The following is a 15,466-nucleotide window of genomic DNA, read 5'->3' as shown; positions in this document are numbered from 1 at the left end:
GCAGGAAGGAGGTTTGGTTTTCTATTTGCTAGATTTCATCGCTTTAACATGCTTTAGCTGTTTATCGGCGACAAACTTTTCGTAGTCTTGAGTTTCCATACCATAAATAGCCATTTTTCCCTGATTATCATAATGGACACCAAAACCATATGTCTTCGTTAGGGGAGAGGCTCGGAAGCAAGGTTGCCCTTTGGAAAAAAAATGTTTTCGCGCCTGTTCGTATTCTGCTTCAGTTAAATCGTTCCGATCAGCAAACACTTGAAACAGCACATCATCGGATGAAAATTTATAAGGGTTTTGCGCCAACAGTTCATACTGCATTTCCGCAATCGTCTTTTTATCGCCTCTGGATGGTGGTATCGTTCCAGAAGCCGCTTTAGTATCATCCGCTACGGTAATGAAGGTGTCAATATAGTTTGTTGTATGGGTTTTCATCGTTCCTCGTATATGCTGACCTTTTCCCAGACTTCATATAATTTATGGCGATGGTTTCCTTCATTTAATAAGACGTCTCCCGTTAAGGTTAAAGTACAATTGTCTTCGGAAAGGGTATAATGCAGACTAGTTTGCTTTTTATCGATTCCAGATCCTGCCTGAATTTCTACTGTTTCAACATATTTGTCTGTTCCGGTCACTTCATATGTTCCTTTATGTGAAAGAAATGCTCCCTTTTGGTTAAGTCGCATGTTTGAGAAATTTCCATTGGAATCAAAAATTTTAAAGAATCCCATGGGGATATTTATGATTTCGCCATCGCCTCTGGTACTTTTCTTAAGTTCCCAAACACCGTCGAGCGCTTTTTCTTTTTCCTGCGCTTCTACAGCAAAGCAAGTCAAGAAAAGACCAATTGTTAAGATGATTTTTATCCTTTTCATGTATGTGGCTTTTTATTTCAAGTTACCTATATCTGTTAATTACACATAATTATAATGATAATATTTGAAATATTTTTGTTTTTGTATTAACAACCGTTTTGATATTTGACTATTGCTTAATTATAGAAACTATATTTTAGTGCATTAAAGACAGAGAATTCCTGGTGTTAAGAAGATTGTATGTAATAAGCTGATCTATCCCAAACTAACTAAGCTTTCTTCTAAAATCTTAATTTTAGCTTCGGCATCAGCTTTTTTATTCCGTTCGTTTTCCACAACTTCCACTTTGGCATTTTGTATGAAACGTTCGTTGGATAGCTTTTTGTCAACAGAAACCAGAAACCCTTGAAGATAAACGATTTCTTTTGTAATACGTTCACGTTCCGCTTCTACATCGATATTCTCCGTATCGAGTTTTACGTAGCATTCACTCTTTCCGGCAAGAAAACTTAATGCGCCGGTTACCTTGTCCTGCACGAAGGTTAAATCCGAAACATTCGCTAATTTGATAATGCCATCTTGGTATTTTGCGAAATCAATCTCGGTGCTGTTTATGGCCAATGGCAGGGCGATCTTAGGCGACATACCCTTCGTGTTCCGTACATTACGCACCTCCGAAATGATTTGCTGTACCGTAGCGAATTCCCTGATGATTTGCTCGTCATAAGCTTGTACAGTAGGATATTGAGCCACGATAACACAATCTTTGACTTCTCGCGATCCAAATAATTCATCATGCCATAGCTCCTCAGTCAGGAAGGGCATAAAAGGATGAGCCAGTGTCAATACCTTTTGGAAGAACCCTTTAACAGTTTCAAGGGTTTCCTGCTCAATAGGTGCTTGGTAAGCCGGTTTTACCAATTCTAAATACCAAGCACAGAAGTCATCCCAAATGAGTTTGTAGGTTGCCATCAAAGCGTCTGAAAGACGATAATTTGCAAAATGTTCGTCGATTTCGACGACGGCCTGGTTGAAACGGTTCTCGAACCATTCTGCGGCCGTTTTTTGTGCCGCCGTAGCCGGTGTATCGGTACTTTCCCAACCTTTGACCAAACGGAATGCATTCCAGATTTTATTGGCAAAATTCCGCCCCTGTTCACAGTAAGCCACGTCGAACATGAGGTCATTACCGGCCGGAGAGGAGAGAAGCATACCCACACGTACGCCATCGGTACCATATTGTTCCATCAGCTCAATGGGATCGGGTGAATTGCCTAGTGATTTGGACATTTTTCGACCCAATTTATCACGCACGATCCCCGTTAGATATACATTTCGGAATGGAGGTTTTTGTGTATAATCATGCCCCATGATAATCATTCGCGCAACCCAGAAAAACAGAATCTCCGGTGCCGTTACCAAATCATTGGTTGGGTAGTAATATTGGAATTCTTCGTTTTCCGGATGGCGTACCCCATCGAATACAGACATCGGCCATAAACCTGAGGAAAACCAAGTGTCTAATACGTCATCCTCTTGACGGAGACCCGTTGCAGATTTTCCTTGCGCTTCAAAAGCTTGTACAGCTTCTGCTTCTGTTTTGGCGACCACCCAATCATTATTTTCGTTGTACCAAGCAGGAATACGCTGTCCCCACCACAGTTGACGGGAAATACACCAATCTTTTACGTTTTCCATCCAATGCTTGTATGAAGCAAAGAATTTTTCCGGAATCAATTTGATCGTTCCATTTTCCACATATTCCAAAGCCGGTGTAGCTAACTTATCCATTTTGCAAAACCATTGCATAGAGAGCTTTGGTTCAATAGCAGCATCCGTACGTTCAGAGAAACCGACTTGCGATTTATAGTCTTCGATTTTTTCAATCTGACCAGCCTCCTCTAACATTTTAACCGTTTTCTTTCGTGCAATGAAACGGTCTTCACCAACGAGTATTTGCGCTTTTTCATTTAGCGTTCCGTCATCGTTCAAAATATCGATAACAGGAAGATTATGCTTCTGTCCTAATTCGTAATCGTTCAAATCGTGTGCTGGTGTTACTTTCAGACAACCTGTACCGAATTCCATTTCGACATATTCGTCCTGGATAATCGGAATTTCACGATTTACTAAAGGAACAAGGACTGTTTTTCCTTGGAGATGCTGATAGCGTTCATCATTGGGATTGATACAGATGGCTGTGTCTGCCATGATCGTTTCGGGACGAGTAGTGGCAATAATGATATAGTCTTGGCTATCTTTGATTTTATAGCGAACATAATATAGTTTCTGGTTGACTTCTTTGCGGATAACCTCTTCGTCTGAAAGCGCAGTTTTTCCCTGGGGATCCCAGTTTACCATACGTACACCACGATAGATGTAACCCTCTTTGTAAAACTTAATGAAGGTATCGATAACGGCTTCAGATAAATCAGGATCCATCGTAAACTTCGTGCGCTTCCAATCGCACGATGCACCTAATTTTTCCAGTTGTTTTAAGATGATACCACCGTATTTCTCTTTCCATTCCCAAGCATGTTTCAGAAAATCCTCGCGGCTCAACGATTTTTTATCGATGCCCCGCTCTTTCAGCATAGCGACCACTTTAGCTTCTGTAGCAATAGAGGCATGATCAGTACCGGGTACCCAGCAAGCGTTCTTACCCTGCATACGCGCACGGCGTATCAAGACGTCCTGAATAGTGTTATTCAACATATGCCCCATGTGCAGCACACCGGTGACATTTGGTGGAGGCATCACAATCGTGTATGGTTCGCGTTCATCGGGCGTAGAACGGAAAAAACCGTTCTCCATCCAGTAAGAATACCATTTTTCTTCAGCTTCTTTTGGGTTATAAGTTTTTGCTATGCTCATTATTGTAATCGTTCAAAAATCGAAACGCAAAAATACAGAATTAGCAGCAATTGTACTAATAACCTTTTAATGTATAATATTACGTAAATTTGTAGTTAATTTTATGTTAATTTATCTTTAGGAAGATTTCTTTTTTACTTTGTCTGATGAAATATAGGGTGTCTTATAACTTGGTCAACACCTTTTGGTTGTTAGCTATTCAATTTCTTCTATTATTGCTTTTGTACGCTTTGTTGCGTATAGGATTTTACGCTTATAATAGTTCGCTTTTTCCTAATGTAGACACTGATGATTTCCTCCTGATGTTATGGGGCGGGGTTAAGTTTGACGTGGTCGCTTTGTTATATCTGAATATCCTCTATATTTTAATGCAGGCAATACCTTTCTTATTTAAGTATGCTCGTTCATATCAAAAAATTGCGCAATGGGTTTTTATTATTACCAATAGTTTCGGCGTCGCATTAAATCTGATCGACTATGCTTATTATCCTTTTACATTAAAAAGGACAACAGGAACAGTGTTTAGCCAATTTGCCAACGAAGAGAATCTCACTAAACTGGCTTTTGATTTTGTATGGGGGTATTGGGAATTGGTGCTGCTATTTATTGCCTTGGTGTTCGTGGTAAGAGCCATTGCTTGTATTGTTATCGTATACCGCCCTCAAAAAAAACGTTCTTTCCCATTTTATACCACCCATGCTGCATTATTTCTATTGGTTGCTTTTATGTTTGTAGGAGGGGTTCGTGGCGGATGGGCGCACAGTACGCGTCCAATCACACTGAGTAATGCGGGCGATTACGTACATAACCCCGAAGAAATGAATATCGTGTTGAATACACCCTTTAGTATATTAAAAACATTAAAGGCCGTCCAGCTCCAGGAGGCGCATTATTATACCGAAGAAGAACTAGAAAAGATTTATCCGGTTGTTCATCAACCCGATGACACTGCTGAATTTAAGAAAATGAATGTTGTGATATTGATTCTGGAGAGTTTTGCGAAGGAGCATATCGGGGCGTTGAACAAAGATATACAAGACGGAAATTACAAAGGATACACACCGTTTTTGGATACCTTGATTGAAGATTCTTATACGTTTTCTAGGTCATTTGCGAACGGCCGAAAATCTATTGATGCATTACCTTCGATTATCACAGGAATTCCATCGATAGGCGAGCCTTTTGTACTGTCTATCTACTCTGGAAATAAGACAACAAGTATGGCGAAGCTATTGGGCGATGAAGGGTATGAAACCGCATTCTTCCATGGAGCGCCCAATGGTAGTATGGGATTTTCGGCATATATGCAACTTGCGGGAGTCCGGCATTATTTTGGGAAGAATGAATATAATAATGACCAAGATTTTGATGGGATATGGGGGATTTGGGATGAGCCTTTCATGCAATTTATGGCAAAAGAGCTGAACGGATTCCAGCAACCTTTTTTTGCTGGCTTTTTTTCTTTGTCATCTCACCACCCCTTTAAGGTACCCGCTCCATACGAGGGCAAATTTCCGAAAGGTCCTCTCCCGGTGCAGGAGCCTGTGGGTTACACCGACTATGCTTTACGGCAGTTTTTCAAGACGGCCTCACAAATGCCATGGTTTGACAATACTTTGTTCGTTATCTGTGCTGATCACGCGACCGTAAGCCATTTGCCCGAATATAAGACGTCCGCTAATAGTGTGGCTATTCCGATTATCTTCTATCACCGAAAAGATGAAAACTTGCGCGGTATTTCGGATAAATTGGTGCAGCAAATTGATATTATGCCGACTGTAATGAATTATCTCGGCTATAATAAACCCTATTTTTCGTTTGGTTTTGATGCTTTTTCCAATGATAGGAATAATTTCTTGGTTAATAACATTAGCGGTACCTATAGCTTTTTCCAAGACGAATATTTTATGACGCACGATGGAGAAAAACCAATTTCTTTATTTAACTTGAAAGAAGATCGCTTAGAGCAACATGATATATTGACGAACGAGACGCAGGTCGCGGATAGCTTAGAACGTAGCTTGAAGGCTTTCATCCAGCAATATAATAACCGTATGATCCATAACCATTTGGTTGTACCTTAAGAAGGCCAAGTCCATTACTTTAAAATAACGTTTTGCCGAACCTGTATCGCAGGGTAAATGCTTGTTGGTTACTGACCTGATCGGGGGCAAAATGGAACGATGCTGTAAATCTCCCTTCCAGATTTCCCTTTCTGAAAGGTGTCCAGCCCAAATCAAGACGATCGTAGGTATCACGGTGATAGAACGAATCTCCATTGGGAAGATTTTGGGCATCACCAAGATATAAGGTATTGCCGAGGAAAAACTGTTTATATCCGATGTAAATGTTGGAAATAAAGCCTCTTGCTACACGGAGGTCGTACTCGTTGCGTACGCGGTCGAAGCCAATGGCCATACCGGCATCTACAGTAAGGGAATCCAAAAATGTCTTGCGACTTAAATCAGCACCTATACGCAAAAGCACGATACCATTATCCTGTATATTATCTTCAAGCTCCTCATTGCTCGTTTTTGCGTTATGGTAGAGTAGTGCATCATCGGCTACATAGAAGCTGCCGAAAGTATATTTTCCCGAAAGGCCGACTACAAAACGTTCCCGCTGATGATAGCTTTGTTTGCTTAGCCAATCGATATAGATAGCTTGCTTGATATATCGATTCTGAAATGCAAAATACATACCCTCTATATTCGGACGGTCATACATAAAGGTATCCGCCAATACCATTCGGGGCACGTCTGCCAATCGCTCATGACGGGGCATATGTCCTAATGCAAAATCAATATTTTTATTGCGGAAATTATAGTAAGCAATTGGGGAGATACGTTCCTTATTTTCCTGATGTATGCCGAAGTCTTGATTATAATGAAGCCCGCCATAAATGCGGTGGTTGCTGTCTAAGGCAAAATACAGTTTAGGCGATAAAATGGTGCCTAGGAAAGTCTTGTCTTCTGTGTAACTGGATTTATATTCTCTGTTATCAACATATCCAAAGAAATCGACTTCTAAACCCATTTGTTGCTGTGCTTTGGATATTGAGGTAACGCCGCAGCACAAGAGGGCAATAGCTAAAACGAGTATATATTCTTTCATGAGCAATATTTGTTCAGCAATACGTATTTTCAGAAAAAAGGTCGTCCTATGAAGAAGACGACCTTTTAAAAAGTATGAGCGTATCTTTACACTTCCAATAATAACCGTGCAGGGTCCTCCAGTAATTGCTTCACGCGAACGAGGAAGCTTACGGATTCACGACCATCGATGGTGCGGTGATCATACGATAATGCAATATACATCATCGGACGGATAACCACTTGCCCATTCTCTGCTACTGGACGTTGCACGATGTTATGCATGCCCAAAATAGCCGATTGAGGGGCGTTGATGATCGGTGTAGACATCATGGAGCCAAACACACCCCCGTTGGTGATCGTAAATGTTCCACCTGTCATTTCCTCAATAGTTAATTTGTTATCACGTGCTTTTGTCGCTAGGTTAATGACCTCTTTTTCTATCTGGTATAAGCTCATGGATTCTGCGTTGCGGATAACCGGAACCACCAAACCTTTAGGAGCAGATACGGCAATAGAAATATCGGCAAAGTCTGAATAAACGATTTCGTTTTCTTCTATACGTGCGTTAACCGCTGGCCACTCCTTCAACGCCATGGTTACCGCTTTCGTAAAGAAGGACATGAACCCTAACCCAACACCATGTTTTTCTTTAAAGGCATCTTTGTATTTCGCACGGAGATCCATGATAGGCTGCATGTTTACCTCGTTAAACGTAGTCAACATCGCCGTTTCATTCTTCACCGTGACCAAACGCTTCGCAATGGTTTTACGCAGCGACGTCATCTTTTCCCGACGTTCATTGCGTGAGCCCGGAGCAGGTGCAGATGCAGCTGGCTCCGTGGCAGGTTTGCTTTCTGCTTTAGGTGCTGCCGGTTTTGCCTGCGCTTTCTCAGCGTCTTCTTTGGTAATACGGCCATCTTTGCCCGTACCTTTGATGGTAGACGGGTCGATTCCTTTTTCTCTTAATATTTTCGCTGCAGCCGGAGATGCTGTTCCCGCAGCATAAGAATCTGAGCTTTCCGTTTCTTCTTTTGCTGGTGCAGTTGTTTCCTCTTTTTCAGCAGGAGCTTCTTCTTTTTTATCTGCACCCCCAGCTGGAGCATCCCCATCTTCGATGGTACATACTACCGCACCAATTTCTAAAGTGTCACCCTCTTGTGCAATAATTTTAAGGATTCCTGCCTTTTCTGCAGGTAATTCAAAAGTTGCTTTGTCGGATTCCAATTCAGCGATGTTTTCGTCCATTTCAACGTAATCGCCATCTTGTTTTAGCCATTGTGCCAAGGTCACCTCTGTGATCGATTCTCCTACGGCAGGCACTTTGATTTCTAAGCTCATATTTTTGTTTTCTATTATATCAACAACAAGGATACTTGTTGATATGTTTTATATTTCGAATGCTTTATTAATTATCTCTGCTTGTTGTGCCAAATGACGTTTCATATAGCCTGTAGCCGGAGATCCGCTTTCCGGGCGGGCAATAACGCTTAGGTTCAGCGATGAACCACTGAGTTTACGGCAATAGAAAGGCCATGCTCCCATGTTTTCATTCTCCTCTTGTACCCATACAAATTCTGCCTTCGCATATTTTTTACGCAGCGCGTCAAGTTGATCGAATGCAATCGGAAATAATTGTTCTACACGCACCAATGCAACATCTTTACGTTTATCCGTTTCTTGTTTTTCCAGTAAATCGTAATAGATCTTACCCGAGCATAAAACGACACGTTTTACAGATCTAGCCGTTACGTTTGCATCGTCTACTATTTCTTGAAAGCTTTTTTGCGTAAAATCAGCAAGGGAAGAAACGGCTTTCGGATGACGTAATAGGCTTTTTGGCGTTGCTACGACCAACGGTTTACGGAAGTCGCGGTGAAGCTGACGACGTAGCAGATGGAAGTAGTTTGCTGGTGTTGTACAATTCGCTACAATAATATTGTCGTTTGCACTCAGCTCCAGATAACGTTCGATACGACAAGAAGAGTGCTCCGGTCCTTGTCCTTCCATTCCGTGTGGAAGAAGCATAACGAGTCCATTTGAGCGTTTCCATTTGGTCTCTCCCGAGGAGATATATTGATCAAATACAATCTGTGCACCATTGGCGAAGTCACCAAATTGTGCTTCCCAAATCGTTAATGAATTTGGATTAACTGATGCATAACCGTATTCAAAAGCGAGTACAGCATATTCTGAAAGAAGCGAGTTATAAATATTGAATTTATCTCCCCCTTTCAATTTACTGAGCGGTGTATACGTTTCGTCTGAATCTTCCAGTGTTACTACAGCATGACGATGAGAGAACGTGCCACGTTGTACATCCTGTCCGGAGATACGGACACGATAATCTTCATTCAACAAGGTAGCATAAGCCATTAGCTCGCCCATAGCCCAGTCATATTTGTCGGTGTCGATCATCTTTAACCGATCCTCATACACCTTCGTAATTTTCCGGAAGAATTTTTTATCTTTTGGCAAGGTGTTCAGTTCCTTTGCCAATTCTAAAAATAATGTCTTGGTAACTTTGGTAATCACCGGTTTGCCAATATCCGATGATTTTGACGGACGAAGGCCTTTCCAGGCACCAGCAAACATCGGGCGTTCATCACTAATTTCCTCTACGGTTTTTGCCGCATCCAGACGATCTTGTAAAATAGCACGGAAATCTTTTTCTAATGTTTTGGCATATTCAGCATCGACAGAACCTTGTTTGATAAGTTTGTCTACGTATATAGCCAAGGTATTCGGGTGCTTTTCAATGAGTTTGTATAACGAAGGTTGTGTAAACTTCGGTTCATCTGCTTCGTTATGTCCATATCGTCTATATCCCAATAAATCAATGAAAACATCTGTTTTATATTTCTGACGATATTCTACCGCCAGATTGATTGCGTAGACTAATGCTTCTACATCGTCCCCATTAACATGGAAAACAGGAGATAGCGTTACCTTCGCGATATCCGTACAATAAGTCGACGACCTTCCTTCTTTATAGTTGGTCGTGAAACCTACCTGATTGTTGATCACAATATGGATAGTACCACCTGTTTTATAGCCATCCAGTTTTGACATCTGTATAGTTTCGTAAACGATGCCTTGAGCTGCTACAGCTGCATCCCCATGGATAAGGATTGGCGCTATCTTGGAAGAATCACCAGCATATTTCATGTCGATTTTGGAGCGTACCATACCTTCAGCCACACCATCCACTGTTTCTAGGTGGGAGGGGTTTGGTGCAAGGCTAAGGTGAATGTTTTTGCCTTCCTGGCTGGTGATATCGGAAGAAAAACCTAAGTGATATTTTACGTCGCCACCAAACTGGGTTTCTGGATCTGCTTCGTACATTTTCCCTTCAAATTCAGAGAATATGGTTTTATAAGGCTTTCCCATAATGTTGGACAGCACATTCAAACGACCACGATGTGCCATTCCGATCACAAATTCTTCGATGCCAAGCGATGAGCCTTTCTGAATAACAGAGTCTAATGCAGGTATCAAGGACTCGCCACCTTCTAACGAAAACCGTTTTTGTCCCAAAAACTTCGTGCCCAAAAAACTCTCGAAAATGACAGCTTCGTTTAGTTTCTTTAAAATACGTTTTTTACTTTCTATCGGGAAGTTAGGCATATTTCTATCCGCTTCCATCCGATCTTGTAGAAACTTGATTTTTTCGGGATGGCGGATATAACGAAATTCTGCACCGATAGAGCGACAGTAAGTCTCCTCAATAAATTGACGGATATCCCTAAGTTTTGCAGGGCCGAGACCAATTTCCACACCGGCGTTGAAAACCGTATCCATATCTGCCTCAGATAAACCGAACGTTTCCAATTCTTTCCCAGGAAAGTACTTGCGACGCTCACGAACAGGGTTGGTCTCTGTAAACAGGTGTCCACGGTCACGATAACCATGAATCATGTTTAATACTTTGATTTCTTTAATGGTGTGTTCGGGAGTTTGTTCGGCAATGGTTTCTCCTCCGTAGGTTTGTCCGAAATCGAATCCTTCAAAAAACTTTTGCCAACTGACATCTACTGAATTAGGGTCTTCCTTGTATGCTTGATATAACGAGTCAATATATCCTGAATCTGCGTTACTCAAATATGTTAATTTATCCATGAGGAAATCTTACGTATAAAAATTTTGCCCAAAGTTAACAAATATTAAATATTATGTCATGGATAAATGCAATAAAAAACAAGTTTAAATGGCAAATAGTGTTGTGTATAGAAATTATATGACAAAAGGCTATTTTACAACCTTTTTTGTTTGATAATTCTTCTTCAGAAGCTCTTCCCACGATATTTTTAAATTGTCCTTTGGACTAGTGCCGGATCCAGCAAAATGAAGCCAGTAACCGTATGTTGTTGCTGGTGCATAATCCAATAGGTATTCTTCAAAAAAACTCGCCCCAGTCAAATGACTAACGTCCCATTCTTGCAGCATATAGGCAGCTAAAATATCTCGGTACTCATAGGGCAAGTTGCCTGTTGTTTGTAGATCATGGATCAGTTCGTCGATAACAGGGTGATGTCTGCCACTACGCATAAGCACCCTTAGGTCATCCCCAGAAGTAACCAGCGTGCTTTTGTCTGAATAACTTGGCTTAAAAAATATATTTGGATATTTTTTTAACATAAATCGAAAATAATCCCGCCATAAAAGGCGCATCAGTAATCGATCATATTTCTTTTTGTTCGACGGATCATAAAACGCTTTGATTTTATGATAATAAAGAGCCGGCGAGACTGCTCCAGTTGCTATATAAGGAGATACAAGGTTATAATCGTTTATATCATTATAATCTGCAGAAAGCGTCATTTCAATCATTTCTAGCGCTTTTCCTTCTCCACCCTGTAAAGGAACTTCTATATCATCCAACGAAGCTAAGACCTCCTGTGGAAAACCTAACGCTTCCAATGTAGGGATGTGGGTGGCCTCCAAGTGCGGATGTGTCGTAATATGAGTGACAGCCGGTAGCACAGGGCGTACAAAGCTCTCTTTTTCTACTTTTTTCTTGAACGAGTTAAAAGAGTCGGGGATATCTCTAATAGGGATGGGTAAATCCTCTTTATGATATAAAGTATGGCCTATAAAGTGCTTCAAATTAATCTTTTCTTTCCAAAGCGCCTCTTCCACACGTTCTGATATGCTCGTTTCTCTTTGGGCAACTTCTCGGTGGTGATATACCTCGGTCACTTCATATTTGGCACAGAGCGTACCCATTACATCTTCTGGCTTTTCGTGAAAAACCAGTAAGTCTGCTCCAATTTCTTGTAGGGTGTATTTAAAATGGGCAACGGTGTCCAAAAGAAATTTGGCACGGATAATGCCCGTATTCTGAAATTTTAAGTCGTTTGTTCTGAAATAACGGGGGTCAAAAAAATAAACCGGTATGACGATGTCGCCCTTTTGCACTGCCTCATGCAAAATTTCATTATCATGAACACGTAAATCATTCCTGAACCAAACTAAAATTACTTTTTTTGTCATACCAGAAAAAATGCCAAGCGGGGATATTAACGATTAGCACAAATATAGGGTAAAATATCATGCTATTCACGCGTATGAGGTCTTTTTACAAAGGAGCGACAAATGGTAACGCAAATATAAAGACGTATTTTTTTGTAACAAATGAAGTTTGCTGTGAACATTCACCGTCGTATGGTGTTATGAAATCAGATGATTATATAACTAAATTTTTTATGGACATATTGATAAGCGGACTCAATAACTATATAGGACGGCGATGCACCAGCTTGATGGCCGATGAGAATTTTCGCTTATTCGCTATCACGAGAAATAGAAAGTTGTTTGAACAGCGTATGTCTGACCCGATCCACGCTCAAATAGCTGAAGTAGATCTATTGAAGGGAGACGCAGGAGATGATATCCAGCTTCCCTATTTAGATGCATCTTTTTATTTTACACAGGTTCCGACGTTGGATGATATGGTAAACGTAAAAGTGGAATTGTTGTACTTGCGTAATTTTATCCGCTTAATAAAGCGTCTAAATTGCAATAGATTGGTTTATGTAGCGAGGCTGATGGACAGACAGTACTTACAGCCCATTTTAGATCTGTTGAAAGAATTTCAAATGGACTATACGGTGGTTTTGAAAAATATTGTTGTGGGCAAAGATTGTTTACTCTATGATATTTACCAGCAGATATCCGTTCGCAAGACTGTGTTTTATTCCAAACAATACGGTGGAGGGTTGCTTCAGCCTATCGGAATACACGACTTTATACGGTGGTTAAAAGCTATTTTACACGTGCCTAATTTTCATTACAATGTGATAGAATTGGGAGGAGGAGAGGCAATCTCGACCGTTGATTTGTATCGCCTTTATCGAAAATTAAAGATGAAATTGAAAGTGCAACGGATTATATCCTTGCCGAACTGGTTGTTTGGGTTGATATATCGGCGAAATATGAATGACAATACAGAGGTTTCGGAGTTTTTGCGGCTTATGCAAGTAAATGGGGTAGTCGATAATAGCTGGAGCAACTATTTACCGTTCAAATTTACACCACTAAAAGAAATTCTTTTAGCAGAGTAATTTCCTTCGCCATGCCTGTTTTCGGGTTATTCTGTTATTTTTGTTGTTTACTATATTTCGCAAGACATGGGATACAACAGTTTAGCAGCGTGTGTCGCTGATTTGGAACAAAACGGGCATTTGGTGCGGATCAAAGAGGAAGTCGATCCTTATTTGGAAATGGCGGCTGTTCACATGCGCGTGTTTGACGCTGAAGGACCCGCACTTTTTTTCGAAAACATCAAAGGGTCTAAATTTCCGGCGGTTTCCAATCTCTTTGGGACACTCGGCCGTTCCAAATTTATGTTTCGCGATACATTAGACCATGTGAAAAAATTGGTCGATGTCAAGATGAACCCCATGTCGGTATTGAAAAATCCCTTTGCTTATGTCGGCTCGTCCATGGTTGCACTTGGTGCGCTGCCGTGGAAGAAGAGGAGTGGAGCTCCTATTTTATATGGGCAGACGCAGATTTCTGCATTACCTCAAGTCGTCAATTGGCCGATGGACGGTGGTGCTTTTGTAACCATGCCGCAAGTGTATACAGAAGATGTTTCGCACCCAGGTATTATGCAAGCAAATCTAGGGATGTATCGTATCCAGCTGTCTGGAAACGACTATGTGTTGGATCAAGAAATCGGTCTCCATTATCAATTACATCGTGGGATCGGTGTGCATCAAACAAAGGCTAACGAGCTTGGGATGCCCTTAAAGGTCAGTATTTTTGTTGGCGGCCCACCGTCGCACGCATTATCGGCAGTAATGCCATTGCCAGAGGGTCTCTCCGAGATGATTTTTGCCGGGACGTTGGGTAACCGGCGGTTTCGTTATTTTTATGATGAAGAAGGGTTCTGTATTTCCGCAGATGCGGATTTCGTCATTACCGGCACGGTATATCCCAATGAAACGAAACCCGAGGGGCCCTTTGGTGATCATATTGGCTATTATAGCTTAACACATCCATTCCCGCTAATGAAAGTGCATAGGGTTTACCATCGTCAAAATCCCATCTGGTCGTTTACGGTAGTAGGCAGACCACCGCAGGAAGACACCAGTTTCGGTGCATTGATTCATGAAATCACAGGGAATGCGATCCCGCAGCAGATAAATGGTCTGCATGCTGTCCACGCGGTCGACCCTGCAGGTGTGCATCCATTATTGTTTGCGATAGGAAGTGAACGTTATACACCGTACCAAGAGGTGGACCGTCCACAGGAGGTCTTAACGATTGCCAATCAGCTCTTAGGAACGAATCAGCTCAGTTTGGCAAAATATCTTTTTATTGCTGCGCGTGAGGATAATCCGCAACTGGATATTCATGATATACCAGATTTTTTTATACACATACTGGAGCGTATAGATTTGACTCGTGATTTACACTTTCTAACGAATACGACTATTGATACGTTGGATTATTCCGGCGATGGACTGAATGCTGGTTCAAAGGTTACGTTTGCAGCAGTAGGAAAGAAGAAGCGGGAGTTAAGGAAAGAGATTCCATCTTCCTTGGACTTTCCGGGGCCGTTTAATCAGGCAAAAATGCCGCTACCGGGTGTTATCGTGGTTGACGGGAAGCCCTTTACAACATACCGGGGAGAAGGTGATGCTATTGAAGATTGGTGTAGGGACGCGCAATCACAAGATTGGGATGGTATTCAACTGATCGTACTGGCGGATGATGCTGCCTTCACGGCAGACACTGTCAATAATTTTGTTTGGGTAACGTTTACACGCAGTAATCCCGCCTATGATATCTATGGTATCGATAGTTTTACTTCCTTTAAACATTGGGGTTGCAAAGGCCCCGTTATTATCGATGCGCGACGCAAACCACATCATGCGCCGGATTTGATAAAAGATGAAACGGTGGAGCGAAGGGTAGATCGTCTTGGTGCCAAGGGGGGATCTTTGTATGGGGTTATTTAACGAAGATACAAGCGATAACGACGTTATGTTCCGTAATGGCATAATCATGGTGGTTCGCGGATCAGGGAATAGACGATTGTGAAAATACTATTTTGTATTGAAATCAATTTTTTTATATTAATTTTTTAAACAAATCTTTGTTTTGTTGTTTTATTTTTAATAGAAATAAAAAAAAATTATGAATTTAATTTTTTAATATGTTTCTTTGTGTCATTAT

General features: G+C 41.3%; 10 protein-coding genes. 3 read left to right on the top strand and 7 right to left on the bottom strand.

From position 1 onward, the window contains the following. Positions 1–21: 21 nt before the first annotated feature. The 3 genes from FXV77_RS18165 to FXV77_RS18155 form a co-directional block, all read right to left on the bottom strand. The gene (locus FXV77_RS18165) at positions 22–435 is read right to left on the bottom strand and encodes a DUF6157 family protein (RefSeq protein WP_148920665.1); all 414 of its coding nucleotides are present in this window, start codon (positions 433–435) and stop codon (positions 22–24) included. Then, a complete protein-coding gene (locus FXV77_RS18160) occupies positions 432–875 on the bottom strand; it encodes a DUF4488 domain-containing protein (RefSeq protein ID WP_148920664.1) in 444 nt (147 codons plus the stop codon). The genes FXV77_RS18165 and FXV77_RS18160 overlap by 4 nt, the downstream gene beginning before the upstream one ends. A gap of 195 nt (positions 876–1,070) precedes the next feature. Continuing rightward, a complete protein-coding gene (locus tag FXV77_RS18155) occupies positions 1,071–3,689 on the bottom strand; it encodes a valine--tRNA ligase (RefSeq protein WP_148920663.1) in 2,619 nt (872 codons plus the stop codon). Positions 3,690–3,835: 146 nt separating this feature from the next. Here FXV77_RS18155 and FXV77_RS18150 point away from each other — a divergent pair, with 146 nt between their 5' ends. Next, positions 3,836–5,773 carry an LTA synthase family protein gene (locus FXV77_RS18150; RefSeq protein WP_148920662.1) on the top strand — a complete coding sequence of 646 codons (1,938 nt, stop codon included), beginning with the start codon at positions 3,836–3,838 and terminating at the stop codon, positions 5,771–5,773. Between the two features lie 19 nt (positions 5,774–5,792). Here FXV77_RS18150 and FXV77_RS18145 read toward each other — a convergent pair whose 3' ends face one another. The 4 genes from FXV77_RS18145 to FXV77_RS18130 all read right to left on the bottom strand — a co-directional run bounded on the left by FXV77_RS18145 (position 5,793) and on the right by FXV77_RS18130 (position 12,274). Then, a complete protein-coding gene (locus FXV77_RS18145; RefSeq protein ID WP_148920661.1) occupies positions 5,793–6,803 on the bottom strand; it encodes a hypothetical protein in 1,011 nt (336 codons plus the stop codon). 86 nt (positions 6,804–6,889) lie between these two features. Further along, on the bottom strand, positions 6,890–8,122 hold the full coding sequence (gene odhB, locus FXV77_RS18140; protein ID WP_148920660.1) for a 2-oxoglutarate dehydrogenase complex dihydrolipoyllysine-residue succinyltransferase: 1,233 nt from the start codon (positions 8,120–8,122) through the stop codon (positions 6,890–6,892). A gap of 48 nt (positions 8,123–8,170) precedes the next feature. After that, on the bottom strand, positions 8,171–10,900 hold the full coding sequence (locus FXV77_RS18135; protein WP_148920659.1) for a 2-oxoglutarate dehydrogenase E1 component: 2,730 nt from the start codon (positions 10,898–10,900) through the stop codon (positions 8,171–8,173). A gap of 129 nt (positions 10,901–11,029) precedes the next feature. Then, entirely contained in the window at positions 11,030–12,274 is a 1,245-nt protein-coding gene (locus tag FXV77_RS18130; RefSeq protein WP_148920658.1) for a deoxyribodipyrimidine photo-lyase, read from the bottom strand. A gap of 212 nt (positions 12,275–12,486) precedes the next feature. Here FXV77_RS18130 and FXV77_RS18125 point away from each other — a divergent pair, with 212 nt between their 5' ends. Together FXV77_RS18125 and FXV77_RS18120 are read left to right on the top strand one after the other, a co-directional pair. Continuing rightward, positions 12,487–13,344, top strand: a complete 858-nt coding sequence (locus FXV77_RS18125; protein WP_148920657.1) for a Rossmann-fold NAD(P)-binding domain-containing protein — start codon at positions 12,487–12,489, stop codon at positions 13,342–13,344. 66 nt (positions 13,345–13,410) lie between these two features. Beyond that, positions 13,411–15,249 carry a UbiD family decarboxylase gene (locus FXV77_RS18120; RefSeq protein ID WP_148920656.1) on the top strand — a complete coding sequence of 613 codons (1,839 nt, stop codon included), beginning with the start codon at positions 13,411–13,413 and terminating at the stop codon, positions 15,247–15,249. The last annotated feature ends 217 nt before the right edge of the window (positions 15,250–15,466 follow it).

The organism is Sphingobacterium phlebotomi (genome assembly GCF_008180195.1).
GTDB lineage: Bacteria > Bacteroidota > Bacteroidia > Sphingobacteriales > Sphingobacteriaceae > Sphingobacterium > Sphingobacterium phlebotomi.
Note: the sequence above shows the minus strand (reverse complement) of the source record. Positions and strands in the feature narration are given on the sequence as shown.

Coding starts and splice junctions, on each gene's coding strand:
- FXV77_RS18165 (WP_148920665.1), bottom strand. CDS start 435: ATGAAAACCCATACAACAAACTATATTGACACCTTCATTACCGTAGCG.
- odhB (WP_148920660.1), bottom strand. CDS start 8,122: ATGAGCTTAGAAATCAAAGTGCCTGCCGTAGGAGAATCGATCACAGAG.
- FXV77_RS18135 (WP_148920659.1), bottom strand. CDS start 10,900: ATGGATAAATTAACATATTTGAGTAACGCAGATTCAGGATATATTGAC.
- FXV77_RS18150 (WP_148920662.1), top strand. CDS start 3,836: ATGAAATATAGGGTGTCTTATAACTTGGTCAACACCTTTTGGTTGTTA.
- FXV77_RS18130 (WP_148920658.1), bottom strand. CDS start 12,274: ATGACAAAAAAAGTAATTTTAGTTTGGTTCAGGAATGATTTACGTGTT.
- FXV77_RS18155 (WP_148920663.1), bottom strand. CDS start 3,689: ATGAGCATAGCAAAAACTTATAACCCAAAAGAAGCTGAAGAAAAATGG.
- FXV77_RS18125 (WP_148920657.1), top strand. CDS start 12,487: ATGGACATATTGATAAGCGGACTCAATAACTATATAGGACGGCGATGC.
- FXV77_RS18120 (WP_148920656.1), top strand. CDS start 13,411: ATGGGATACAACAGTTTAGCAGCGTGTGTCGCTGATTTGGAACAAAAC.
- FXV77_RS18145 (WP_148920661.1), bottom strand. CDS start 6,803: ATGAAAGAATATATACTCGTTTTAGCTATTGCCCTCTTGTGCTGCGGC.
- FXV77_RS18160 (WP_148920664.1), bottom strand. CDS start 875: ATGAAAAGGATAAAAATCATCTTAACAATTGGTCTTTTCTTGACTTGC.